Origin of the sequence: Mycobacterium pinniadriaticum, assembly GCF_026242045.1 — a bacterium.
Taxonomy (GTDB): Bacteria; Actinomycetota; Actinomycetes; order Mycobacteriales; family Mycobacteriaceae; genus Mycobacterium; species Mycobacterium pinniadriaticum.
This window is the reverse complement of sequence record NZ_JAPJDO010000001.1, coordinates 260,794-281,932: the sequence shown is the minus strand read 5'-3', so window position 1 is coordinate 281,932 and position 21,139 is coordinate 260,794. Positions and strand designations below refer to the sequence as shown.

The 21,139-nt window shown below is 65.6% G+C and carries 19 protein-coding genes, 4 tRNA genes and 1 pseudogene; 10 read left to right on the top strand and 14 right to left on the bottom strand.

The genetic code is table 11. The annotated features are described in order from the left end of the window. Positions 1–2: 2 nt before the first annotated feature. Positions 3–1,178: an acyl-CoA dehydrogenase family protein gene (locus ORI27_RS01470; RefSeq protein WP_265994571.1), complete on the top strand. Its 1,176-nt coding sequence runs from the start codon at positions 3–5 to the stop codon at positions 1,176–1,178. Beyond that, positions 1,175–1,996 carry a mycofactocin-coupled SDR family oxidoreductase gene (locus ORI27_RS01465; protein ID WP_265994572.1) on the top strand — a complete coding sequence of 274 codons (822 nt, stop codon included), beginning with the start codon at positions 1,175–1,177 and terminating at the stop codon, positions 1,994–1,996. Before ORI27_RS01470 ends, ORI27_RS01465 begins: the two co-directional genes overlap by 4 nt. Here ORI27_RS01465 and ORI27_RS01460 read toward each other — a convergent pair. The 8 genes and pseudogenes from ORI27_RS01460 to ORI27_RS01425 form a co-directional block, all read right to left on the bottom strand. Beyond that, positions 1,950–2,891 carry an alpha/beta hydrolase gene (locus ORI27_RS01460; protein ID WP_265994573.1) on the bottom strand — a complete coding sequence of 314 codons (942 nt, stop codon included), beginning with the start codon at positions 2,889–2,891 and terminating at the stop codon, positions 1,950–1,952. The genes ORI27_RS01465 and ORI27_RS01460 overlap by 47 nt on opposite strands. After that, the gene (locus ORI27_RS01455) at positions 2,888–4,234 is read right to left on the bottom strand and encodes a flavin-containing monooxygenase (protein WP_265994574.1); all 1,347 of its coding nucleotides are present in this window, start codon (positions 4,232–4,234) and stop codon (positions 2,888–2,890) included. The genes ORI27_RS01460 and ORI27_RS01455 overlap by 4 nt, the downstream gene beginning before the upstream one ends. A gap of 9 nt (positions 4,235–4,243) precedes the next feature. Beyond that, on the bottom strand, positions 4,244–5,317 hold the full coding sequence (locus ORI27_RS01450; protein ID WP_265994575.1) for a phosphotransferase family protein: 1,074 nt from the start codon (positions 5,315–5,317) through the stop codon (positions 4,244–4,246). Continuing rightward, positions 5,314–6,141 (bottom strand): SDR family NAD(P)-dependent oxidoreductase, encoded by an 828-nt coding sequence (locus tag ORI27_RS01445; protein ID WP_265994576.1) that lies wholly within the window; start codon positions 6,139–6,141, stop codon positions 5,314–5,316. The genes ORI27_RS01450 and ORI27_RS01445 overlap by 4 nt, the downstream gene beginning before the upstream one ends. Further along, positions 6,138–6,787, bottom strand: a pseudogene (locus ORI27_RS01440) (SDR family NAD(P)-dependent oxidoreductase). The gene ORI27_RS01445 and the pseudogene ORI27_RS01440 overlap by 4 nt, the downstream one beginning before the upstream one ends. A gap of 137 nt (positions 6,788–6,924) precedes the next feature. Next, positions 6,925–6,998, bottom strand: a tRNA-Phe gene (locus ORI27_RS01435). Positions 6,999–7,038: 40 nt separating this feature from the next. Beyond that, positions 7,039–7,115, bottom strand: a tRNA-Asp gene (locus ORI27_RS01430). Positions 7,116–7,145: 30 nt separating this feature from the next. Continuing rightward, positions 7,146–7,218, bottom strand: a tRNA-Glu gene (locus ORI27_RS01425). Between the two features lie 120 nt (positions 7,219–7,338). On the opposite strand from ORI27_RS01425, the gene ORI27_RS01420 reads away from it, so the two are divergent. The 3 genes from ORI27_RS01420 to ORI27_RS01410 all read left to right on the top strand — a co-directional run bounded on the left by ORI27_RS01420 (position 7,339) and on the right by ORI27_RS01410 (position 9,750). Then, positions 7,339–7,411 (top strand) — tRNA-Lys (locus ORI27_RS01420). Positions 7,412–7,495: 84 nt separating this feature from the next. Next, complete coding sequence (locus ORI27_RS01415; protein WP_265994577.1) at positions 7,496–8,164, top strand: GAF domain-containing protein; 669 nt, start codon at positions 7,496–7,498, stop codon at positions 8,162–8,164. A 101-nt stretch (positions 8,165–8,265) separates the two neighbouring features. Then, positions 8,266–9,750, top strand: coding sequence for a sugar transferase (locus tag ORI27_RS01410; protein WP_265994578.1), 1,485 nt, complete (start codon positions 8,266–8,268; stop codon positions 9,748–9,750). 392 nt (positions 9,751–10,142) lie between these two features. Here ORI27_RS01410 and ORI27_RS01405 read toward each other — a convergent pair whose 3' ends face one another. Next, positions 10,143–11,177 carry an oxygenase MpaB family protein gene (locus ORI27_RS01405; protein WP_265994579.1) on the bottom strand — a complete coding sequence of 345 codons (1,035 nt, stop codon included), beginning with the start codon at positions 11,175–11,177 and terminating at the stop codon, positions 10,143–10,145. Between the two features lie 70 nt (positions 11,178–11,247). Here ORI27_RS01405 and ORI27_RS01400 point away from each other — a divergent pair, with 70 nt between their 5' ends. Next, positions 11,248–11,844, top strand: a complete 597-nt coding sequence (locus ORI27_RS01400) for a TetR/AcrR family transcriptional regulator (protein WP_265994580.1) — start codon at positions 11,248–11,250, stop codon at positions 11,842–11,844. Here the strand turns inward: ORI27_RS01400 and ORI27_RS01395 are convergent. Beyond that, on the bottom strand, positions 11,826–12,296 hold the full coding sequence (locus ORI27_RS01395; RefSeq protein ID WP_265994581.1) for a hypothetical protein: 471 nt from the start codon (positions 12,294–12,296) through the stop codon (positions 11,826–11,828). The two genes, ORI27_RS01400 and ORI27_RS01395, sit on opposite strands and share 19 nt — an antisense overlap. Before the next feature lie 136 nt (positions 12,297–12,432). Then, the gene (locus ORI27_RS01390) at positions 12,433–12,885 is read right to left on the bottom strand and encodes a hypothetical protein (protein ID WP_265994582.1); all 453 of its coding nucleotides are present in this window, start codon (positions 12,883–12,885) and stop codon (positions 12,433–12,435) included. A gap of 336 nt (positions 12,886–13,221) precedes the next feature. Here ORI27_RS01390 and ORI27_RS01385 point away from each other — a divergent pair, with 336 nt between their 5' ends. The 4 genes from ORI27_RS01385 (at position 13,222) to phoU (ending at position 18,389) form a co-directional block, all read left to right on the top strand. Next, positions 13,222–14,217: an acyl-ACP desaturase gene (locus ORI27_RS01385; protein WP_265994583.1), complete on the top strand. Its 996-nt coding sequence runs from the start codon at positions 13,222–13,224 to the stop codon at positions 14,215–14,217. 104 nt (positions 14,218–14,321) lie between these two features. Further along, positions 14,322–15,407, top strand: coding sequence for a tRNA dihydrouridine synthase DusB (dusB, locus tag ORI27_RS01380; RefSeq protein WP_407666190.1), 1,086 nt, complete (start codon positions 14,322–14,324; stop codon positions 15,405–15,407). A 236-nt stretch (positions 15,408–15,643) separates the two neighbouring features. Next, positions 15,644–17,629, top strand: a complete 1,986-nt coding sequence (locus tag ORI27_RS01375; RefSeq protein ID WP_265994585.1) for an LCP family protein — start codon at positions 15,644–15,646, stop codon at positions 17,627–17,629. A 94-nt stretch (positions 17,630–17,723) separates the two neighbouring features. Next, a complete protein-coding gene (gene phoU / locus ORI27_RS01370; RefSeq protein WP_265994586.1) occupies positions 17,724–18,389 on the top strand; it encodes a phosphate signaling complex protein PhoU in 666 nt (221 codons plus the stop codon). Positions 18,390–18,448: 59 nt separating this feature from the next. Here phoU and pstB read toward each other — a convergent pair whose 3' ends face one another. The 3 genes from pstB to pstC are packed head-to-tail and all read right to left on the bottom strand — an operon-like array spanning position 18,449 to position 21,120. Further along, positions 18,449–19,225 (bottom strand): phosphate ABC transporter ATP-binding protein PstB, encoded by a 777-nt coding sequence (gene pstB, locus ORI27_RS01365; protein ID WP_265994587.1) that lies wholly within the window; start codon positions 19,223–19,225, stop codon positions 18,449–18,451. Positions 19,226–19,258: 33 nt separating this feature from the next. Further along, the gene (gene pstA, locus ORI27_RS01360; RefSeq protein ID WP_265994588.1) at positions 19,259–20,164 is read right to left on the bottom strand and encodes a phosphate ABC transporter permease PstA; all 906 of its coding nucleotides are present in this window, start codon (positions 20,162–20,164) and stop codon (positions 19,259–19,261) included. Further along, entirely contained in the window at positions 20,161–21,120 is a 960-nt protein-coding gene (gene pstC, locus ORI27_RS01355; RefSeq protein WP_265994845.1) for a phosphate ABC transporter permease subunit PstC, read from the bottom strand. Before pstC ends, pstA begins: the two co-directional genes overlap by 4 nt. Positions 21,121–21,139 lie beyond the last annotated feature (19 nt).

Here is a 21,139-nt window from a genome sequence, read left to right as displayed (position 1 = left end):
TGATGGCCAGCCCGACGTCCCAAGTCAGCGACGACGACTTCCGCGAGATCCTGGCGCAGACCCGCCACTTCGTGCGGACGGCCGTGGTACCGCGGGAACCGGAGATCCTCGCCGAGGACAAGGTGCCCGACGACCTGCGCGACCAGGCCAAGAAGATGGGCCTGTTCGGCTACGCGATCCCACAGGAGTGGGGCGGGCTGGGTCTGAACATCGCCCAGGATGTCGAGCTGGCGATGGAACTGGGCTACACATGCCTGGCGCTGCGGTCGATGTTCGGCACCAACAACGGTATCGCCGGCCAGGTGCTGGTCGGGTTCGGCACCGATGAGCAGAAGGCCCGCTGGCTGGAACCAATCGCCTCCGGTGAGGTCGTCGCGTCATTCGCGCTGACGGAGCCGGGCGCCGGCTCGAATCCGTCCGGCCTGAGGACGAAAGCCGTTCGCGACGGCCAGAGTTGGGTGATCAACGGCCGTAAGCAGTACATCACCAACGCACCGGTGGCCAACCTGTTCATCGTGTTCGCCCGCACCCGGCCCGCCGACGAGAACGGGCCGGGGATCGCAGTGTTCCTCGTGCCCGCGGACACGCCGGGTGTCGAGGTCGGCGTCAAGGACGCCAAGATGGGCCAGGAGGGGGCCTGGACCTCGGATGTGAACTTCACCGATGTCCGGGTCGGGGACGACACCCTGATCGGTGGTAGCGAGGACATCGGGTACCGGGCGGCGATGACCTCACTTGCCCGCGGGCGCATCCACATCGCCGCGCTGGCCGTCGGCTCCGCGCAGCGTGCTCTCGACGAGTCGGTCGCGTATGCGGCGACCGCGACACAGGGCGGCACCCCGATCGGGAATTTCCAGCTGGTGCAGGCGATGCTGGCCGATCAGCAGACCGGGGTGATGGCCGGTCGCGCGCTGGTCCGCGACGCCGCCCATAAGTGGGTCAACAGCGAAGACCGCCGGATCGCACCGTCGGTGGCCAAGCTGTTCTGCACCGAGATGGCGGGCAACGTGGCCGATCTCGCGGTGCAGGTGCACGGCGGCGCGGGTTATATGCGTGGAGTGCCGGTGGAGCGGATCTACCGCGAGGTCCGGCTGCTACGCCTGTACGAGGGCACCAGCGAGATTCAGCGCCTGATCGTGGGCGGCGGACTAGTCAAGGAAGCGCAGCGCAAGGCATGACAGGAAAGCTCAGCGGCAAGGTCGCGTTCATCACCGGAGCCGCCCGCGGGCAGGGCCGCGCCCATGCGGTCAAGATGGCCCGTGAAGGCGCCGACATCATCGCCGTCGACATCGCGGGCAAGCTGCCGGAATGCGTTCCGTACGACCCGGCCACGCCGGAGGACTTCGCCGAGACCGTGCGCCTGGTCGAAGAGACCGGCAGCACGATCGTGTCCGCCGTCGTCGACACCCGTGACCATGACGGGCTCAAGGAAGCCGTTCAGGACGGCGTCGCCAAGCTGGGCCGGCTCGACATCATCGTCGCCAATGCCGGCATCACGTCGCCGTCGGCGTGGGATGAGATCACGCCGGAGGCTTTCCGGGATGTCATGGACGTCAACGTCACTGGGACGTGGAACACAGTGATGGCCGGCGCACCGTCCATCGTCGAAGGCGGACGCGGTGGATCGGTGATCCTGATCAGTTCGGCGGCCGGTATCAAGCTGCAGCCGTTCATGGTGCACTACACCGCGAGCAAGCATGCCGTGACCGGGATGGCCCGGGCGTTCGCCGCGGAACTCGGCAAGCACAACATCCGGGTCAACAGTGTGCACCCGGGACCGGTGAACACCGATATGGGCACCGGGGACATGGTCGCGGCGCTGGGCAAAGCTATGGAGACCAACCCGGCGCTGCAGAACATGATGCTGCCATTCCTGCCGGTCTACATCGCCGAGCCGGAGGATATCGCCGACACGGTGTGCTTCCTGGCCAGCGACGACGCAAAATTGATTACGGCTGAGGCGATTTCAGTCGATCAGGGCTCAACGAAGTACTGAGGGTGCGGCGCAGGAAGGCGACCTGGTCGGCGGCCGCCTTCTCGAACCAGTCGTGTCCCGGCCAGACGTCGAAGTGGTCGCACGGGTAGTGGTGCACTTCCGCCCTGCCGAGAACCGCGGTCTTCATCACCGATTCGGCGGGCACGTAGCGGTCGAAGTCGGCGACCTGGATCAGCAGCGGGCAGCGTAGCCGCTTGGCGGCGTCGGCCGTTCGGATCGACGCGATCTGCAGGCCCACCGCCGAGTCGACCTCGTTGCGCCAGGTCGGCCCGGCCATGGCGGTATAGCTTTCGTAGGCACCGTCCAGCGCCAGCGCTCCCGGCTCGCCCGGGTGGGCGACCAGTGGCATCAGCGTCGGACGGCCTCCCCGAGCCACATCGACGCGGCTCTTGAGCCCCAGCACGGTCCACTTCAATGCCTGTCCGACGTGACGGTGTTCGATCGCCGCACGGCTGACCGCCAGCCCGCTGGTGAGCGGTGTCATCGCGATGACCCCCGCAACGCCGGGGTGATCGGCGGCGACCCGCACCACATGACCACCCGACATCGACGATCCCCACAACACGATCCGATTCGGATCGACCCCGTCCAACCGCTTGGCGGCAGCGATCGCGGCCTCGAAGTCACCGATCTGAGCAGCCACCGAAACCGTCTGCCGGGGTGTGCCTTCCGAGGCCCCGAAACCGCGGTAGTCGAAAGCCAGGACGTCGATACCGGCGGCGCTGATCCGCTCGGCGAACGGCTCGAGTCCGGAGTCCTTGGTTCCGCCGAAGCCGTGACCCATGACCACCACGGGGCGTCCCGCCGGGCCGGCGAAGGCGTCGCCGTCGCCAGGAAAATGCCAGGCGAGGCACTGCACTCCGGAGGAATCGAACGCGATGTCGGTGCGGCTCATACGGCGGCCTCACGGCGGCGAGCCAGTTCCGCCCGATTGATACCGGCAGGTAGCTCCCGGGTGCGGATGTCGTGGTCGTAGTGGAAGTAGTCGACCTGCTGAGTATGCCGCGGACGGTCGGTGCAGTGGCCCACGTAGAGTTTTTGATCGGCGTCGATCACCCGCTCCATCTCCGCGGTCGGCGGCAGCGCGTAGCGGCCTACCGCGTAGGCCGCTAACAGCTTCGCCTGGCATTCGATGAACGGGAACAGCGTCGGCACCGCCTGCGCGAACCCGATGAACACCACATTCTCCATGCCCGGGCGAAACATTCGCTTATAGAGGCGGATGGCATTGTCCGGGGCGCTGATGAAGTCGGGGTCGAAGAACGGGAACGTGATGTTGTATCCGGTGGCGTAGACGATCGCGTCGAACACCGCGCTCGTGCCGTCCTCGAAGTGCACGGTGTCCCCGTCGAGACGACTGACGTTGGGCTTGGGGATGACGTCACCAGACCCCAACCGCAGCGGCAACTCCACCGATTGGGTCGGGTGCGCTTCGAACAGTTTGTGGTTCGGCGCCGGAAGGCCGTACAACTGCGGGTCGATGCCCATGGCGGGTGCTAAGAGCTGAATCGCCTTGCGCTGCCAGGACAATGGTATGCGGGGCGAGGTACGCCAAATGGTGTCGCCCGGGCGACCGGCGATGAATTTGGGCACGATCCACGCGCTGGAACGGGTCGACAGGGTGACGGTGTTCTGCAGTGTCTTCGAGGACAGCTCGACGGTGATATCGGCAGCACTATTGCCGATCCCGACCACCAGGATCCGCTTGCCCGTCAGGTTCAGCGGCGTCTGCGGATCGATGTAGTGGTGGGAATGGATTGTTTCGCCGGTGAATTCGCCGGGGAAATCGGGGTGGCGGGCATCCCAGTGATGGCCGTTGCCGACCACCAGCAGATCGAACTCGCGGGTCGTTCCCCTGCTGTCGGTGATGTCCCAGCGCCCGTCGCCATTGAGGGCAGCATGCTGGACACCGTTGTTGAACTCGATGTTGTCCAGCAGCCCGAAGGTTTCGGCATACGAGTCAAGGTAGTTCTTGATGTCGCTGTGGTGCGGGAACGACGGGAACTGCTCCGGTATCGGAAAGTCCTTGAACGACAACCGTTGTTTGGACGTATCGATGTGCAGGGAGCGGTAGGCACTGCTCAATCCGTTGGGGTTGGCGAAGGCCCAGTTGCCCCCGATGCGATCCGACAACTCGAAGGTGGTGTAGGGCACACCGTAGTCCTTGAGCATCTTGCCGGAGGTCAGCCCGCTGACACCCGCGCCGATGATCGCGGTACGCGGCAGGGAATCACCCACGTGCGGCCCCTATCCTGTGATCAGTTCGAGGGTGCCCAGATCGCGGATGGCGCGGCAGCCCCGGCGCAGCATGGCCGCCATCATGTCGTCACCACGTTCGGTTTCCACCGAGAACGCGCAGCCGAGCGCGGAGATCAAGGGAACCTGAATCATTCCCAGCCGGTAGTCCTGCCAGCAGGTCGCCGCGTCGTAGTCGCGCACTCCCGTGTCGAGCAGGGCCCGGTGGTACTCCGCGACCAGGTCCTGCTCGGCCTGCGCCCGCAGGTCGGGCTCCAGGCTGGTCCCGGTGAAGTAGGCGAGATCGCGACCGGCCAGCCCGACGCCGAGCGTCTGCCAGTCGACCACGCTGACCCGCTCGCCGTCGAAGAGCAGGTTGTCCAGCCGGTAGTCGCCGTGCAGCAGAGCAAACCGGTCCGGCGCGTTCAGCAGCCACGGCGTCACCAGATCCATAGCCGCGACGAGGGTTTCGGCGTCTCGGGCGCTCAGCCGCGACCCGAGTTTCTCGACGGTGATACCGGCGGCCATCTTGGCGATCTCGCCGAGGCCGCGGATGGCGTCCTCACCGGTGACCGACATCGCGAGTCCGGGAAAGCTGGGCCAGCGCGGGTCGCACCACGTGGGTCCGTGCAATCCCGCCAGTGCGCGCACCGCGAGGCGGGCCTCGGGCAGGCCGCAGCCGGCGATCTGGTCACCCTGGACGGCCGGCGCCTGATCCGCGAGCAGCAGCGCGTAGCTGGCTCCCTCGTCGGCGATGTCGACGTGGTAGCACTGCGGAATCGGGATCGTGACCAGTTCGGCAACGGACTGGTAGAACGCGCACTCGCTGCGGTAGCCGAGCATCACCCGGTCGCGCACGGTGTCGTCGCCGGCGGGCAATTTCAGGATGAAGCTGCCCGGCAGGTCGCCTGCACTGGTGGAATAGGTGGCCGCGATCCGGAACGTGGCGCCCGTCTGACCCGTCCCGACCGGGGTCACGTCGACGGTCTCGACCTCCACCACAGCGCCGGGACGGCTGAGGATGCCGGCCAGCCAGCTACCGGTGACGTCAGAGGGATAGCGGGGAATCGCGGTCGGGGCGCTCATGGTGTCGGTTGCCTTCTGTCTGCGGTGCGTTGACGGTCGACGAAGCGAACGGCCATCCGGTTGAGCAAGCCGGGTGCCAGGCGCGCGAACAGCCACGCCGCGTGGGCTTGACGAGGTGCGACCAGGAGGGCCTTGTTGCGTTCGATCGCCCGGAGCGTATCGGCGGCCAACCGATCGGGGCTATAGAACGTCCCATTGCGCTGGCCCATCTGGTAGAACTCCCGGCCGTTGAAATCGCCAAGCCAGCCCTTGTCCAGGATCGGGGTGTCCACCGCGGTGGGGCAGATGGCCAGCACGCCGACTCCGTGGCCGGCCGCCTCGGTGCGCAGCGCCAGGGACAGGCCGACCACGGCATGCTTGGTCATCACATAGCTGGTGATCCGGCCCGCGGCCGCGAGGCCCGCCATCGACGCGGTGTTGACGATGTGACCGTGCTTCTGGCGAACCATGTGGGGGTAGGCGGCGTGTATCCCGTGCACGACACCACGGATGTTCACGTCGATGATCGCGTTCCACTGGTCGAGGGTGAGTAGTTCGGTGTCTCCGCCCCAGGTGATTCCGGCGTTGTTGAACATCAGGTCGATCCGGCCGGCGCGCTCGACGGCATCGTCCACGGCACGCTGCACGGCGCCCGCGTCGGTGACGTCGAGCTGCGCGGCTGTCCCCGGCCTGGGCAACGACGCGGCGGTACGTTCGGCGGCCGCGCCGTCGATATCGGTGCACACCACGTCGGCTCCGGCGTCGGCCAGCGCCCGGCACAGTGCCGCGCCGATTCCCGAACCCGCCCCGGTGACGATCGCTTGTCGTCCGGCGAACCGTGTCACGCCGAAGCCATCCGATCGACGTGGGCGAGGACATCGGGATAGCGCTTGAGGTGGGCGCCACCGTTGACGTCCAGGACCTCGCCGGTGAGCCACGATGCTTGCTCCGAGCAGAGGAACAGCACCGCCTCGGCGACATCTTCGGGGACCCCGACCCGGCCGAGCGGGGTGTTTTCGATGTAGTCCTCGACGACGTCGTCGGCCATCGTGACCAGTTCGGTCGGCGGCGTGTGGACGAAGCCCGGAGATACGGCGTTGACGCGGATTCCGCGCGGGCCCATCTCGAGGGCGGCGACCTGGGTCAGCATGGCCAGCCCGGCCTTGGCCGAGCAGTAGGCGATGATCGCGCGGAAGTCCTCGACTGGTTGCTCGGTGATGCGGCCGAAGTCGCCGAAGCCGGCGGTGTTCACCACGATGTCGACTTCTCCGGTGCGCTCGAAAGCGCGGCGACGCTGCCCTCGTCGGTGACGTCGACGCCGGCGGCGTCGTGAGGTGCGCCGAGTTCGGCTGCCCGCTGCGCGGCGCCGTCGGCGTTGCGGTCGGCGATGGCGACGTGTCGCCCGGTGGCGGCCAGACCGGAGGCCACCGCCCAGCCGATCCCCGACGCACCACCGATGACTACTGCCCGTTGCGCTGCACTTTCCGACATCCGGCCTCCTGTGAACGCTCGCGCGGATTCACTCAAGTCGTGTCAACTGTAAGGTATACGGCAAGAGCCGCGGTGGGTTGGCCGGAGCACGTCTCGGGATGGGAAGAAGCCAAACGGGAAAGCGATGCCGTTCTGAGTGGCCAGGGCCGGGATCGAACCGGCGACCTTCCGCTTTTCAGGCGGACGCTCGTACCAACTGAGCTACCTGGCCGGAAGGCACTGTGTGCAACCCACGTGCCTCGCCACAAGCATGGCGACCCTGACGGGACTCGAACCCGCGACCTCCGCCGTGACAGGGCGGCGCGCTAACCAACTGCGCCACAGGGCCTTACATCCACTCCGCGAAACACGTCGTGCGTACCCCCTACGGGATTCGAACCCGCGCTACCGCCTTGAAAGGGCGGCGTCCTAGGCCGCTAGACGAAGGGGGCCCAGCCGAATCTCTCCGGGGTACTCACAACGAGTCTACGTTGGAGCGTCGTTAGCTTAGGGCACTGTGGGCCCAATCCCAAAACGAGCAACCGCCGCGAAGGCAGTATTGTGTGCGGCGCGCCCCTATAGCTCAGTTGGTAGAGCTACGGACTTTTAATCCGCAGGTCCCAGGTTCGAGCCCTGGTGGGGGCACTTCGACGGGTTGGCAGAGCTTCCGCGGGGGGAGACATCTCTGACACGCCCCGTCGCCATCGGGTGTGTCCTATCGTGAACGACATGAGCAACACGGCGCCGCAACCAGCGGATCGCGGCGGACAGCGTCCGCGCCGCGGCGTCGACCGCATCACGGGCCGGCACGTGATTGCGCGACTGGCCGCCCCGGAACACGATCACGCCGTGCGAGCGGTCGCCGACCTGCTCTCGGGTGAGCAGAGCGCCGTCGACGAGATCGTCGATGACGCGCTGTCCGACCCAGAGCGACTGGAAGCACTCGAGCGGATCGGCAGCTACGACGAGGTCCGTAGCCCGACGCTCGACCGGGTCGCCGCCCTGACCGCCGAGGCCCTCGGCACGCAGATGGCGGCGGTCTCCATCGTGTACCCCGACCGGCAGGTCTTGGCCGGATGTAACGCCAGCGACGAGCAAATGCCCCGGGTTCGGCCGCTCGAGATGTCGATCTGCAAATTCACCGTCGCGAGCCGGGAGCCTCTGGTGGTCGATGACACCAGAGCCCATCCCCTGCTGGCGGACCATCCGGCGGTCCGCGACGGCGGGGTGTTGGCCTACGCGGGAATTCCTTTGATCGACGGCGCGGGCCATGTGGCTGGGACGTTGTGCACCTGGGACACTCGTCCGCGGCAATGGTCCAGCGGGCAGGTGCAGATCCTCAACGACCTCGCCGCCGTTGCCCGCCAGCGACTCCTCGCCGACCCGGGCAACGAGTGATATTTGCTAAAGTTTCGCAACGCGGGGGGGTTACATGACGCGACGGGTAGCAAGATCGGGTAGCGTCCCGCCTGTGATTCGGCCGGTGAAGTGAGCGGATCATGGCGATGCGGATCCTTCACGATGATAGTGCGTCGGCTTCGCCGGTAAGCGACGGTACACCGCCCACTCATCGGAAGACCTTTGCCGAGCGGGTTCGTACCGATCCACTGAGCACGATCATCACCATCTCGATCGACGCTGTGTCGGCGTCGGTGGGGATCGCCCTCGGTAGCTGGTGGGCGGTGGCAACCCATGACGGTCTCCCCAGCCTCTGGCTGGCCATCCTTTACGTGCCCCTCGTCATCGTCATGCTCGCCTCGCGCCGGGTTTACCGGCGGCGCCTCAACCGGGAATTCCTCGACGAGATCGGGCCCGTCCAGACGACCGTTGCCCTCTCGTCGATGTTCTTGCTCAGCGGGATGCTGATCGCGCATCAAAGCGGGCGGCCGGGCTCGACGGTGCTGAAGATCTGGATCTCGACCGCAATCATGATTCCCCTCGGTCGACTGATCCGGGTGCTCATTCAGCGCAGCTTGCGGCGCCACCACCACCTGGTAGCGCCGACGCTCATCGTCGGCAACGGCCGCGTCGCCGGCCACATCATCGCCCGCCTGGAGGAATTCCCGGAGTATGGCCTGGCTCCGGTCGGCATCGTCGACGCCGAACCCTGGTTCGGTCAGCCGGGCAACCCACGACCCGACATCCCCTATCTGGGGCCACCGCAAGACATCGACGAGGCGATCCGGCTCACCGGCGCCCAGAACATCGTCATCGCGTTCTCGCGCACGCAGGACCAGGTCCTCACCCAGGTCGTCCGCACCGCCCACCGCAACGGACTGCGGGTGTGGGTGGTGCCACGCATGTTCGACACAATCGGTGAGCGGGCCCGGATCGATCATGTGGGCGGCACGCCTCTGCTCGCGCTGCCTCACACCGACCCGCGCGGCTGGCAGTTCACCGTCAAGCACATCTTCGACCGGGTGGTGGCCGCCCTGCTCCTGCTTCTGATCTCGCCGGTGTTCCTCACTCTGGCGCTGCTGGTGAAGTTGAGCTCACCGGGGCCGATCTTCTTCAGCCAGCCGCGAGTCGGCCGTGACGGACGGGTCTTCGGGTGCCTCAAGTTCCGCACGATGCGCGCACCGGAGGCCTCCGATGCGGCGTTCCAGCTGAAGTCCGGTGCGGCCCCCGGTGGTGTGGAAGGCGTGGATCGTCGCACGAAGATCGGCAAGGTCCTGCGCGCCACCTCGCTCGACGAACTGCCGCAGTTCATCAACGTGCTGAGGGGCGAGATGAGCCTGGTGGGGCCGCGACCGGAACGGCCGGAATTCGTGGAGCTCTTCGAGGCGCAGATCCAGCGCTACGGCGAACGCCATCGCGTACGAGCCGGTGTCACCGGCTGGGCCCAGGTGCACGGGTTGCGCGGGCAGACCTCCATCGCCGATCGCGCTGAATGGGACAACTACTACATCGAGAACTGGTCCCTTGCTCTCGACCTGAAAATCCTCGCGCTGACCATTCCCGCTGTCCTGCGGCGGGCCGAGTAAAGCTTCGATAATGGCGCGGTTAGCTGGCGTGTGAAAAATACCCGGAGTGGGTAGAGCTCAGTTAACGCATCGGGGGAGCGGGAGATCCCGATTCACGCGCGCCACAGGAGCAGACATGAGTCACCCCCTACTTACCTCAACCGACGTGATCCGCCACGCCATTGCCGAACAGGTTCGGAACCTCGGGGGCAAGGAGGAGGACGTCGACGACATCGCGTTCGCCGCATCATACGCGGTGATGTGCTGGGGTTTGACTGCGCCCCAAAGTATTTGACGCCTGCGTCAGACTGACGCCCGGGGCATTTGCCGTCGTCTCCGGCCGGGTTCCGAACTCTCCGGGCCGAGGCATGTGGCCGTTCCGGGCCGACCGCTCCGCTCGGGTTCGCAGCCGGCTAGGCCGACGGCGTTTTGCTTTCCGGGCACGCTCCACCCAGGTAATGAATTCCCTTGTCCCGCTTACCCACTGGGGGCAGATTGCGCGCTGGGCTGTGTACCAGCGGAGCGTCTACCGGCAGCCGGCCCGTGGCTCGGTCCCATCCGGCGCGGGCGCGCGGGTGCATCCGGCGGCGCTTGGGCAACAGCTTGAAGGCCAGATTGACGCACCGGCCGAACAACCAGTGCAGACGCTCGTCGCGCTTGGTCCACGGGTAGCCCATCAGGTCACGGACCGGCTGGTCGTAGAGCCCGACTGTCACCCACACCGCGAACGGTCCGAGCGCCTTGAGGTAGGCCGACCAGATGACATCCGGAACCCACTGCAGGGAAGGATGTTTCGGCATCGTGGACAGGTCGAGGACTTGTCGAGTGGCCCAGTTGTTCTCCAGGACATTGCGGCACATGTGGTCCCAGTAGGCCTGGAATTCCTCCCAGCTTCCGGGAACCGGGCGCATACTCATGCCGTACATGCGATACCAGACGACGTGCTCATCGAACAGCTGGCGCTTCTGGTCCTCAGTGAGCCCGTCCCCGAAACGCTCGGCCGTGAGGACAGTCCCCATGAAAAAGGTTGCGTGAGCCCAATAGAAGACGTCCGGGTTGAGCGCGCTATAGCGACGCCCTTGAGAGTCAACACCTTTGATCGGGATGTGGTAGTCGCGTACCTCGGCCCCGGTCGCCGGCGCCCGGTCGCCGTCGAACACCACGCCACCGATCGGGTACAGCGATCGCAGCAGGCGCGGCAGCCGCTCGGTGAAAAAGATCGAATGCTGCTCGACGGCGGCCCCGAGCTGAGGGTGCATGTTCTGCATCGACCCGGCCCACGGCCCTTGCAACAGGCCACGCCAGTCACCGAAGATTTTCCACGTCAGCGAATCAGGGCCGAGCACATCGGGCGGCGCGTCATACGCTCCCCCGGTCACCGGACAACCCGAAGCCGGCGGCGCGCCTTCACTGGTGGCCGGGCACGACTCGGACGTATCTTGACTCAACTGGTGACCTTCCCCATGGCGTGAAGGCATTTCTGACTACACGCGTTGTCATCATGAGCTTAGGAGCGATGTGACGTCGGGTCAACGACGCGGCCGCTGGTCGGGTGTGCCCCTGCCGGACCGCCAGGCGCTGCGCCGCGACGAACTGATCGCCGCCGGGGTGATCGTCCTCGGCAGCCCGGGCGGCCCGGCGCTCACGGTGCGCGCGGTCTGCCGACATGCCGGGCTGACCGAGCGGTACTTCTACGAGAGCTTCCCCGACCGCGACGAGTTCGTCCGCGCCGTCTACGACGACGTGTGCAATCGCGCCATGGCGGCGCTGACGTCGGCGGGTACGCCACGCGAGGCGGTCCAACGGTTCGTCGCGCTCATGGTGGACGATCCGGTGCGCGGACGGGTGCTGCTGTTGGCACCGCAGGTCGAGGCCGTGCTGACCCATTCCGGAGCGGAATGGATGCCCCGATTCATCGAGCTTCTGCAGAGCAAGCTGACCGCGATCAACGACCCGGTTCTGCAGAACATGATGGCAACCGGATTGATCGGGGCGCTGACGGCTCTGTTCACCGCCTACCTCGAGGGCAGACTGGCAGCCACTCGCGAGCAGTTCATCGACTACTGCGTTGAGCTGCTGCTGTCGCGCGCGGCGAGCTACCCGCCGGCGACCTGACCGGCGTCGCCCGGAACCTCACCGCTCTGCAGCAGTTCATCGGTCTCACTCTGCTGTGCTTCGGCCTGCTGCTGGGCGATCTGGTCCTCGTAATCGGAGCGGGCCTGGCGGCCTTCCGGGCTGCCGATCGAGTTACCCGGTACACCGGCAGCGGCGAAGTTGTTGTTGCAGTTCAGGTAGAGCAGCACCCGGCCGCCGCCGCTGGTACCGCTGGAATCCAGGAAATTAGCGCTGCGCGATCCGGTGACCATGCACTGATCGGTCGGTAGGAAGCTACCGACCCGGGTGGCGATGGTCGGGGATTGGCCGGAATCGCTGATGGCCTGCGCGGCGTCCGCATAGGTCTCGCCGGCATACTCATTGGTTGCCGAGGCAACGCTGGAACCGAAAATCGCGAATGTCGCGGTCGCGACACCGACGGCACCAAGGCCGAGCAACAAGGGCTTCTTCACGTCTTGCGACCTCCGGAACAATGTGCGTTGACTGTACGTTTGCACACCAAATGCTGGTGGCTACAGTGCGCAAATGATACTCCAGCTCGGTTAAGCGCGCACGGCGCCAATGAAGACCGGTGCAGCGAACCCGCAGCTACCCGCCCGGGATCGGAGCGGGCTGGCCGGGCACATCGCCGGATTGGAGCAATTCGTCGCCCACGTTCTGCTGTGACTCGGCCTGCTGCTGAGCCTCTTGGGCTTCACGCGCCTGCCGACCTTCCGGGCTGGCGACGGAGTTGCCCGGGTTGCCGGGCGAAGCGACATCGGCATTGCAGTTCAGGTCAAGCATGATCCGGCTACCCGAACTGAAACCGGTGGAGCCGATGTCGGTGGCGGACCTGGACCCGGTGACCCGGCACTGCGAGGTCGGCAGCTGATCACCGACGACAGTCGCTATGGTCTCGCTCATTCCAGCCTGGGTAATCGCTTGCGTCGCATCGGCGTAGGTCTGCCCGACATACTCGTTGTCCGCGGACGCGATACCGCACCCGAAGAACGGCGCCGAGGTGATCGTGATGGTGATACCGACCAGGACAACCTTTTTCATGGTTCTCACCTCTCCACTTGCCTAAGGCCACTGCCTCCGCACAAACAAAAGTGGCCACGAGGGTTTTCACTAGCTCAATCCATCTTGAGCCCATGACTACACCGTCGTGATTCAAATGGTCAACCCGATCGAAAATACGCGACGCGGCATCCGACTCACGATGTCTCGACCGCTGCCGTACAACTATCGCCCGCCGCTTCCGCGTCGGCTCCGATCTGGCGGCTCGACCATGGGTCCCGGCGCCGCCACGACATGCCAAGGCCTGGGTAACTTGAATGTCACCGGGATACACAGATATATTGCTGCTACCACTAGGAACAGATAACTGGAGGGCTCATGTCGAAAGACCTGACCGACCTCGATCTCCTGCGCGAGCTGGAACCGGTAGCGGAGAAGCTCATCAACCGCCACATGACGATGATGAAGGACTGGAACCCGCACGATTACATCCCGTGGTCGGACGGCAAGAACTATTACGCCCTCGGCGGTCAGGACTGGGATATCGAGCAGTCCAAGCTCTCCGAAGTCGCCCGCACGGCGATGGTGCAGAACCTGCTCACCGAGGACAATCTGCCCGCCTATCACCGCGAGATCGCGATGAACTTCTCCATGGACGGGCCGTGGGGCTACTGGGTCAACCGGTGGACCGCCGAGGAGAACCGGCACGGCATCTCGATCCGCGACTACCTGGTGGTCACCCGTAACTGCGATCCGGTGGAGCTCGAAGAGCTGCGGATGGAGCAGATGACCCGCGGCTTCTCCCCCGGTCAGAATCAGCAGGGCGACCTGTTCGCCGAGAGCCTGTTCGACTCCGTGATGTACGTCAGTTTCCAGGAGCTGGCCACCCGGGTATCGCACCGCAACACCGGCAAGGCCTGCAACGACCCGGTTGCCGAGCAGCTGCTCGCCAGGATCTCCAACGACGAGAACCTGCACATGATCTTCTACCGCGACGTCAGCGAGGCCGGCTTCGACGTGGCCCCCAACCAGGCGATGAAGTCACTGCACCGGGTACTGAAGAACTTCAAGATGCCCGGGTACACCGTGCCCGACTTCCGACGCAAGGCCGTCATCATCGCCACGGGCGGCGTGTATGACCCGCGCATTCACCTCGACGACGTCGTGATGCCAGTGCTGAAGAAGTGGCGCATCTTCGAGCGCGAGGACTTCACCGGTGAAGCCGCGCAGATGCGCGACGATCTAGCCGAGCTGCTCAAGGAACTCGAAGCCACCTGCGACAAGTTCGAAGAAGCGAAAGCGCGCAAGCTGGAGCGCGACGCTCGGCTTGCCGAGAAGCGCAGCGCCAAGGCATTGGCGGGGGCGGCCACATAGTCGACGCAACACCCACTACGGTCGGCCTCCGCGACCGCGGTCCGGCTTTCACGAGTTTGCGGATCGGGCCGTTCGCCCTCCGCAGCCCGGTTGTCTTGGCGCCCATGGCCGGTGTGACCAACGTCGCGTTCCGCTCGCTGTGCCGCGAACTCGAGGAAGCACGGGCCGGAACCGTGTCGGGGCTGTACGTCTGCGAGATGGTCACGGCCCGCGCGCTGGTCGAGCGGCATCCCGTCACCATGCACATGACGACCTTCGCCCCGCAGGAATCGCCGCGCTCGCTGCAGCTCTACACCGTGGACCCGGCCACCACCTATGAGGCCGCCCGGATGATCGTCAGCGAAGACCTCGCCGACCACATCGACATGAACTTCGGCTGCCCGGTGCCCAAGGTCACCCGGCGCGGCGGCGGGGCCGCCCTGCCCTACAAGCGGCGCCTGTTCGGCCAGATCATCGCCGCCGCCGTCCGCGCCACCGAGGGAACCTCGGTTCCCGTGACGGTGAAGTTCCGGATCGGGATCGACGATTCGCATCAGACCCACCTGGACGCCGGCCGCATCGCCGAACAGGAAGGCGCCGCCGCGGTGGCGCTGCACGCGAGAACCGCCGCCCAGCGCTACTCGGGAACCGCCGACTGGGACCAGATCGGGCGGCTCAAGGAGGCGGTGACGACGATTCCGGTGCTGGGCAACGGCGACATCTTCGAAGCCAACGACGCGCTGGCGATGATGGCCGCGACCGGGTGTGACGGAGTCGTCATCGGCCGCGGGTGCCTGGGTCGGCCGTGGCTGTTCGCCGAACTGTCGGCGGCGTTCACCGGCGCGCCCACCCCGACCCCGCCGACCCTGGGCGAAGTCACCGATATCGTGCGCCGCCACGGCGAGCTGCTGGCCGATCATTTCGGCGAGGACAAGGGCATGCGTGACATTCGCAAGCACATCGCCTGGTATCTGCACGGTTTTCCGGCCGGGGCCGAGATCAGACGGGCGTTGGCCCTGGTCAAGAACCTGGCCGAACTCGACGCGCTGCTCAACCGGCTCGATCGGGATGTTCCGTTCCCGATGGCCGCGACCGGCCCGCGCGGACGTCAGGGATCCGCGTCATCGGTCACGCTGCCCGAGGGATGGCTCGACGATCCGGACGACTGCACCGTGCCGACCGGGGCCGACGTCATGAGCTCCGGAGGCTGAACCGAGACGGTCTCGACATCCGCGCGAGCTGGCGGGCAGCGGGCTTGTCTCAGTACGATTGTGATCTTGTCGCGTGGGTCACTGGAGTGGCGAACCCCCACCGACTGCTGCTACAAGACATAGAACGGTTGGGACGGCCGCGCATCGGTGCGCGGCCACGGTGACCAGACAACCTCAGCGGGATTTGTACGCGCGTCGACGCGCAAGACCGCACCAGAGTCGGAGGCGACTGGAACATGAGTGATGGCGGCAACGCCACTCCTGGCCAGCACCGCGCCCCTGACGAGGGCGAACGGGTGACCCGGGCACCACGATCGGCGGCTGGGGCGGCACCATGGGAGCGGAGACCGACGGATTCACACGACGCCCCCGACACCCCACCGCCGAGCGGTAACCATGTCGAGGGCATCACGGTCGCCGACCTGATCGCCAGGCTGTCCCCCACCGCACCCGCGATCGCCCCCACCCCCCACCGCGCCGAAGCCGAGCCCGTCGACGACTCCGCAGACCTCACGGAGCCCATCCCGGTCGTCACCGCCGCCTACGCCGACGAAATACCTGACCTCGAGGCCCTCAACCGGGCTCGGGGTCCGCTGGTCGCCGACCCCGGTCCGGCCGCCGCCACCTCGGCGAAGGTCTCCACGAAGAAGAAGTCCCGGGCACTCAAGCCGCTGCTGTTGGCGGGCCGGTCAGCGGCGGCGGTTTTCGCGGTGTCGGCACTCGTGCTCACCGGTGGTGCCTGGCAGTGGCAGTCCACCAAGAACAATCTGTTGCGCAACGTGTCCGCGCTGGATCCCGACTCGCGCGACATTCTCGACCCCAACGCCCAGTTCGGCGACGAGAACTTCCTGATCGTCGGCGTCGACAGCCGGACCGGCGCCAACGGCGAGATCGGTGCCGGCACCACCGCGGAGGCCGATGGCGCGCGCTCGGACACCGTCATGCTGGTCAATGTCCCCGCCGACCGTAAGCGCGTCGTCGTGGTGTCCTTCCCGCGCGACCTGGCGATCACCCCGGCCTACTGCCAGGCCTGGGACCCCGATACCGGTAAGTACGGCCCCGTCGTCGACAAGAACACCGGTGAGGTGAGTGACGACTACCGCTACACCGAGACGAAACTGAACTCGGCATACGCCTACGGCGGGCCGAAGTGCCTGGTCAAGGTCATCCAGAAGATGTCGGGCCTGTCGATCAACCGGTTCATGGCGGTCGACTTCACGGGATTCTCCAAGATGGTCGACGCCCTCGGCGGGGTCGAAGTCTGCAGCACCACGCCGCTGGAGGACTACGAACTCGGCACGGTGCTCGCCAGCGCCGGGAGACAGGTGCTCGACGGGCACGACGCGCTGAACTACGTCCGCGCTCGCCAGGTCACCACCGAGGTCAACGGCGACTACGGCCGGATCAAGCGCCAACAGTTGTTCCTGTCCTCGCTGCTGCGCTCGATCATCTCCAAGGACACGCTGTTCAGCCTCCGCAAGCTCAACAACGTGGTGGACATGTTCATCGCCGACACCTACGTGGACAACGTCCGGACGAAGGACCTCGTCGATCTCGGGCAGTCGTTGCAGGGCGTGAACGCCGGCCGGATCACCTTCGTCACGGTGCCCACCACCGGGATCACCGACTCCGACGGCAACGAGCAGCCGCGCACCGACGACATCCGCGGATTGTTCGACGCGATCATCAACGACGACCCGCTACCGGGGGAAAACGACACCAACGCGACGACCAGCCCGTTGATCGCGGCGCAGAAGACCCTTGAAGCCGGTAGCCAGGACCCGCCCGACACCGCCGAGACCGAGCTGGTCAACGCGGTGACAACGGATCCGCAAGACATCAGGGTCCAAGTCTCCAACTCCACCGGGCAAGACGGGTTGGGCGCCACGACCGCAGAGGCACTGCGCGAACATGGATTCCGGGTAATGACGCCCGACGACTACCCGGGCACCCTGAGCACGACGACGGTGATGTTCTCGGCAGGAAACGAGCAGGCCGCCGCCACCGTTTCCGCCGCCTTCCCCGGCGCGGAGATGGAGCGGGTGGACGATCTGGGCAACACCGTGCAGGTGGTGCTCGGTCCCGATTTCAATGCGGTCAGCACACCGCCGCCAAGCGGCTCACCGGTCAGCGTGCACGTGAGCCACAACTCCAGGAGCACCCCCACCCAGCTGCCCGAAGACCTCACGGTCACCAACGCCGCGGACATCACCTGCGAGTAAGCCGCCCCGGGCGTGGCGCGGTTTGCTTTCATTCACCGTTCGTTCACCCTGCCTGGACATACTGAGGGCTCATGCAGAAAGTAGGGTGGAGGCCATGCGGACCGCATATCACGAGCAACTCGATGCGCTGACCAACCAGCTGGCAGAGATGTGCCGGATGGCCGGCGTTGCGATGGAACGGGCGACACAGGCGCTGCTGCAGGCCGATCTTGTCCTCGCCGAACAGGTGATCACCGACCACGAACAGATCTCCGCGGCCAGCGCCCGTGCTGAAGAGGCGGCCTTCGTGCTGCTGGCTCTGCAGGCGCCGGTGGCCGGTGATCTGCGGGCGATCGTCAGTTCGATTCAGATCGTCGCCGATGTCGACCGGATGGGAGCCTTGGCGCTGCACGTCGCCAAGATCGCCCGCCGTCGACATCCCCAGCACGCACTGCCCGAAGAGGTGAACGGCTACTTCGCCGAAATGGGCCGCGTCGCAGTCGAATTGGGGGAAAGCGCCCGCGAGGTGCTGGTTTCACGAGACCCGGAGAAGGCTCGCCGCATCCGCGAGGAAGACGACGCGATGGACGACCTGCACCGCCACCTGTTCACCGTGTTGATGGACCGTGAGTGGAAGCACGGTGTGGCCGCCGCGGTCGACGTGACGCTGCTGGGCCGGTTCTATGAGCGCTTCGCCGACCACGCCGTGGAGATCTCCCGCCGGGTGATCTTCCAGGTGACCGGCCACCTGCCCGAGGAAGAGGAAATCGCGACCTACTAGGCCTGCATGTCAAAGGGGGCTGTCGCGCATCGCGCGACAGCCCCCTTTGACATGTCGGGTTATCCGAACCGGCCGGAAATGTAGTCCTCGGTGGCCTTTTGGCTGGGGTTGGAGAAGATCTTCTCGGTGTCGTCAACCTCGACCAATTTGCCCGGCTTGCCGGTTGCCTCCAGGTTGAAGAACGCGGTCTGATCGCTCACCCGGGCGGCCTGCTGCATATTGTGGGTGACGATCACGATGGTGTAATCCTGCTTGAGCTCGGCGATCAGATCCTCGATAGCCAGTGTGGAGATCGGGTCCAGAGCTGAGCAGGGCTCATCCATCAGTAGGACGTCCGGCTGCACGGCGATCGCGCGGGCGATGCACAGCCGCTGTTGCTGGCCGCCCGAGATACCGCCTCCCGGCTTGTCGAGGCGGTCCTTCACCTCGTTCCACAGGTTAGCGCCCTTGAGTGAGCGTTCACACGTCTCGTCGAGCACCTTCCGGTTGCGCACGCCCTGCAGCTTCAGCCCGGCCACCACATTGTCGCGAATCGACATGGTGGGGAACGGATTCGGGCGTTGGAACACCATGCCAATGGTCTTGCGAACACTGACCGGGTCGACGCCGGAACCGTAGATGTCCTCGCCGTCGAGCAACACCGAGCCCTCCACCCGCGCACCCGGAATCACCTCGTGCATCCGGTTGAGTGTCCGCAGCACAGTCGACTTACCGCAGCCCGACGGTCCGATGAATGCCGTCACGCTCCGCGGCAGCACAGAAAGGCCGACGTCGGCGACCGCATGAAAGGACCCGTAGTAGATATTGAGGTCTTTGAGGTCCAGGCGCTTGGCCACGATGACTCCTTAGCCGATTGGGTTTGAAAGTGGTCAGGACCGGTTCCGGTTCAAGAACCGGTTCACGCCGGCTGCCGCCAAGTACACGACGCCTACGAGGACGATCAGGGTCAGCGCCGCACCCCAGACACGTTCCACACCAGCAGCTTCCGGGTTCTTCAGCTCGGTGTAGATCAACAACGGCAGCGACGCCATGTTGCCGTGGAGCACGTCGAAGTTGATCGCCGTGCTGTAGCCCACCAGAATCAGCACGGGGGCTGTTTCGCCCATCACCCTGGCCAATGCCAATAGGATTCCGCTGATCATGCCGGGCAGCGCCGTCGGAATGACGATCCGGACAATGGTTTTCCACTTCGGAACACCCAAGGCATACGACGCTTCTCGCAACTCGTCGGGAACGAGCTTCATCATCTCCTCTGTGCTGCGCACCACGAGAGGCAGCATCAGCAGCACCAACGCCAGCGCCACCGCGAAGGCGCTTTGCGGAAGCCCCATCGTCGCGATCCACAACGCGAAGATGAACAGAGCCGCCACGATCGACGGCACGCCCGCGAGGATGTCGACCATGAAAGTGGTCACCTTCGCGAGTGTCCCGCGGCCGTATTCCACAAGATAGACGCCCACCATGATGCCGAGCGGCACCGAGAACACCGCGGCGATCGCCGCCTGGATGAGCGTGCCGTAGATGGCGTGATAAACGCCTCCGGTGAACTGCTCCGGCAGCACGCCGTACAACGAGTGCGTCCACCAATCGATGGACAGAACCGCCTTCAGGCCGCGCCTCAACACCGTGAAGAGCACCCACACCAGCGGAATCAGAGCGATCAGAAACGACGCGGCGAACAACGTCGTCGCGAGGTTGTTCTTGATCTTGCGAGCTGGGCTGATCGGATGGAAGGTCGGGCCCTTCAGCGGGGGCTCGAGAGTTTGCTGGGTCATCCGCCACTCACCCTTCCGCCGGCCGCCGCACGGGCCAGCGCGTTCACCACGAATGTCAGCAGGAACAGCACGAAGCCAGCCGCGATATAAGCCCCGGTGGGCAGCGGTGCGCTGAATTCTGCTGCAGCAGAAGCGATCTTCGACGCGAAGGTGTAGCCACCGTCGAACAGCGACCACCCCCCTGCCTTGGCTGCCGCCCGCAGGATGATCAAGACCGCCACGGTCTCACCAAGGGCGCGGCCCAGACCCAGCATCGCTCCGGCAATCATGCCGCTGCGACCGTAGGGGAACACCGTCATCCGGATGACTTCCCACTTGGTGGCGCCGAGTGCCTGCGCGGCCTCGACCTGACCGCGCGGTGTGAGACTGAACACGTCGCGAGTCACCGCGGTGATGATCGGCAGGATCATTACCGCAAGGACGATCCCCGCGGTGAATATGGTGCCGCCACCTCGGATCGAGACGTTGCCGTCGGCGAACAGGAAAATCCAGCCCAGGTTGTCGTTGAGCAATCGCGCAACCGGATCCAGCCAGGGCGCCAGGACGAAGATGCCCCACAGGCCGAAAACGATCGACGGGACCGCGGCCAGCAGGTCGACCAACATCGCGAACGGGCGGGACAGGCGCGCCGGCGTGTAGTTGGTCAGAAACGCCGCGATACCGATGGCGATCGGCACGGCAATCAGCAGGGCGAACACCGAACTGAGGACGGTGACCTGGAAGAGCTCCGCGATGCCGAACCGAAGATTGCCAGGATCATTGGTGACGAATTCCGAACTGGTGATGAAGTTGGCCTTGTTGACCCGCAGCGAAGGCCACGCACGAATGAGGAGGAACAATCCCATCAACAGAATCGCGGCGATGATGGTCCCGCCGGCAGCGATCGCCAGCGAGCCGAAGATCCGGTCGCCCAACCGCCCGCCTGCCCTGAGTCCGGAACTCTTCACCGTTGGCATGGACACGCCCGCAGTATCT

What these genes read in the sequence shown, in the direction of transcription:
- ORI27_RS01470 (WP_265994571.1), top strand. Translation starts at nt 3, where the DNA reads ATGGCCAGCCCGACGTCCCAAGTCAGCGACGACGACTTCCGCGAGATC.
- ORI27_RS01465 (WP_265994572.1), top strand. Translation starts at nt 1,175, where the DNA reads ATGACAGGAAAGCTCAGCGGCAAGGTCGCGTTCATCACCGGAGCCGCC.
- ORI27_RS01460 (WP_265994573.1), bottom strand. Translation starts at nt 2,891, where the DNA reads ATGAGCCGCACCGACATCGCGTTCGATTCCTCCGGAGTGCAGTGCCTC.
- ORI27_RS01450 (WP_265994575.1), bottom strand. Translation starts at nt 5,317, where the DNA reads ATGAGCGCCCCGACCGCGATTCCCCGCTATCCCTCTGACGTCACCGGT.
- ORI27_RS01415 (WP_265994577.1), top strand. Translation starts at nt 7,496, where the DNA reads ATGAGCAACACGGCGCCGCAACCAGCGGATCGCGGCGGACAGCGTCCG.
- ORI27_RS01410 (WP_265994578.1), top strand. Translation starts at nt 8,266, where the DNA reads ATGGCGATGCGGATCCTTCACGATGATAGTGCGTCGGCTTCGCCGGTA.
- ORI27_RS01390 (WP_265994582.1), bottom strand. Translation starts at nt 12,885, where the DNA reads ATGAAAAAGGTTGTCCTGGTCGGTATCACCATCACGATCACCTCGGCG.
- ORI27_RS01385 (WP_265994583.1), top strand. Translation starts at nt 13,222, where the DNA reads ATGTCGAAAGACCTGACCGACCTCGATCTCCTGCGCGAGCTGGAACCG.
- dusB (WP_407666190.1), top strand. Translation starts at nt 14,322, where the DNA reads ATGGCCGGTGTGACCAACGTCGCGTTCCGCTCGCTGTGCCGCGAACTC.
- ORI27_RS01375 (WP_265994585.1), top strand. Translation starts at nt 15,644, where the DNA reads ATGAGTGATGGCGGCAACGCCACTCCTGGCCAGCACCGCGCCCCTGAC.
- phoU (WP_265994586.1), top strand. Translation starts at nt 17,724, where the DNA reads ATGCGGACCGCATATCACGAGCAACTCGATGCGCTGACCAACCAGCTG.
- pstA (WP_265994588.1), bottom strand. Translation starts at nt 20,164, where the DNA reads ATGACCCAGCAAACTCTCGAGCCCCCGCTGAAGGGCCCGACCTTCCAT.
- pstC (WP_265994845.1), bottom strand. Translation starts at nt 21,120, where the DNA reads ATGCCAACGGTGAAGAGTTCCGGACTCAGGGCAGGCGGGCGGTTGGGC.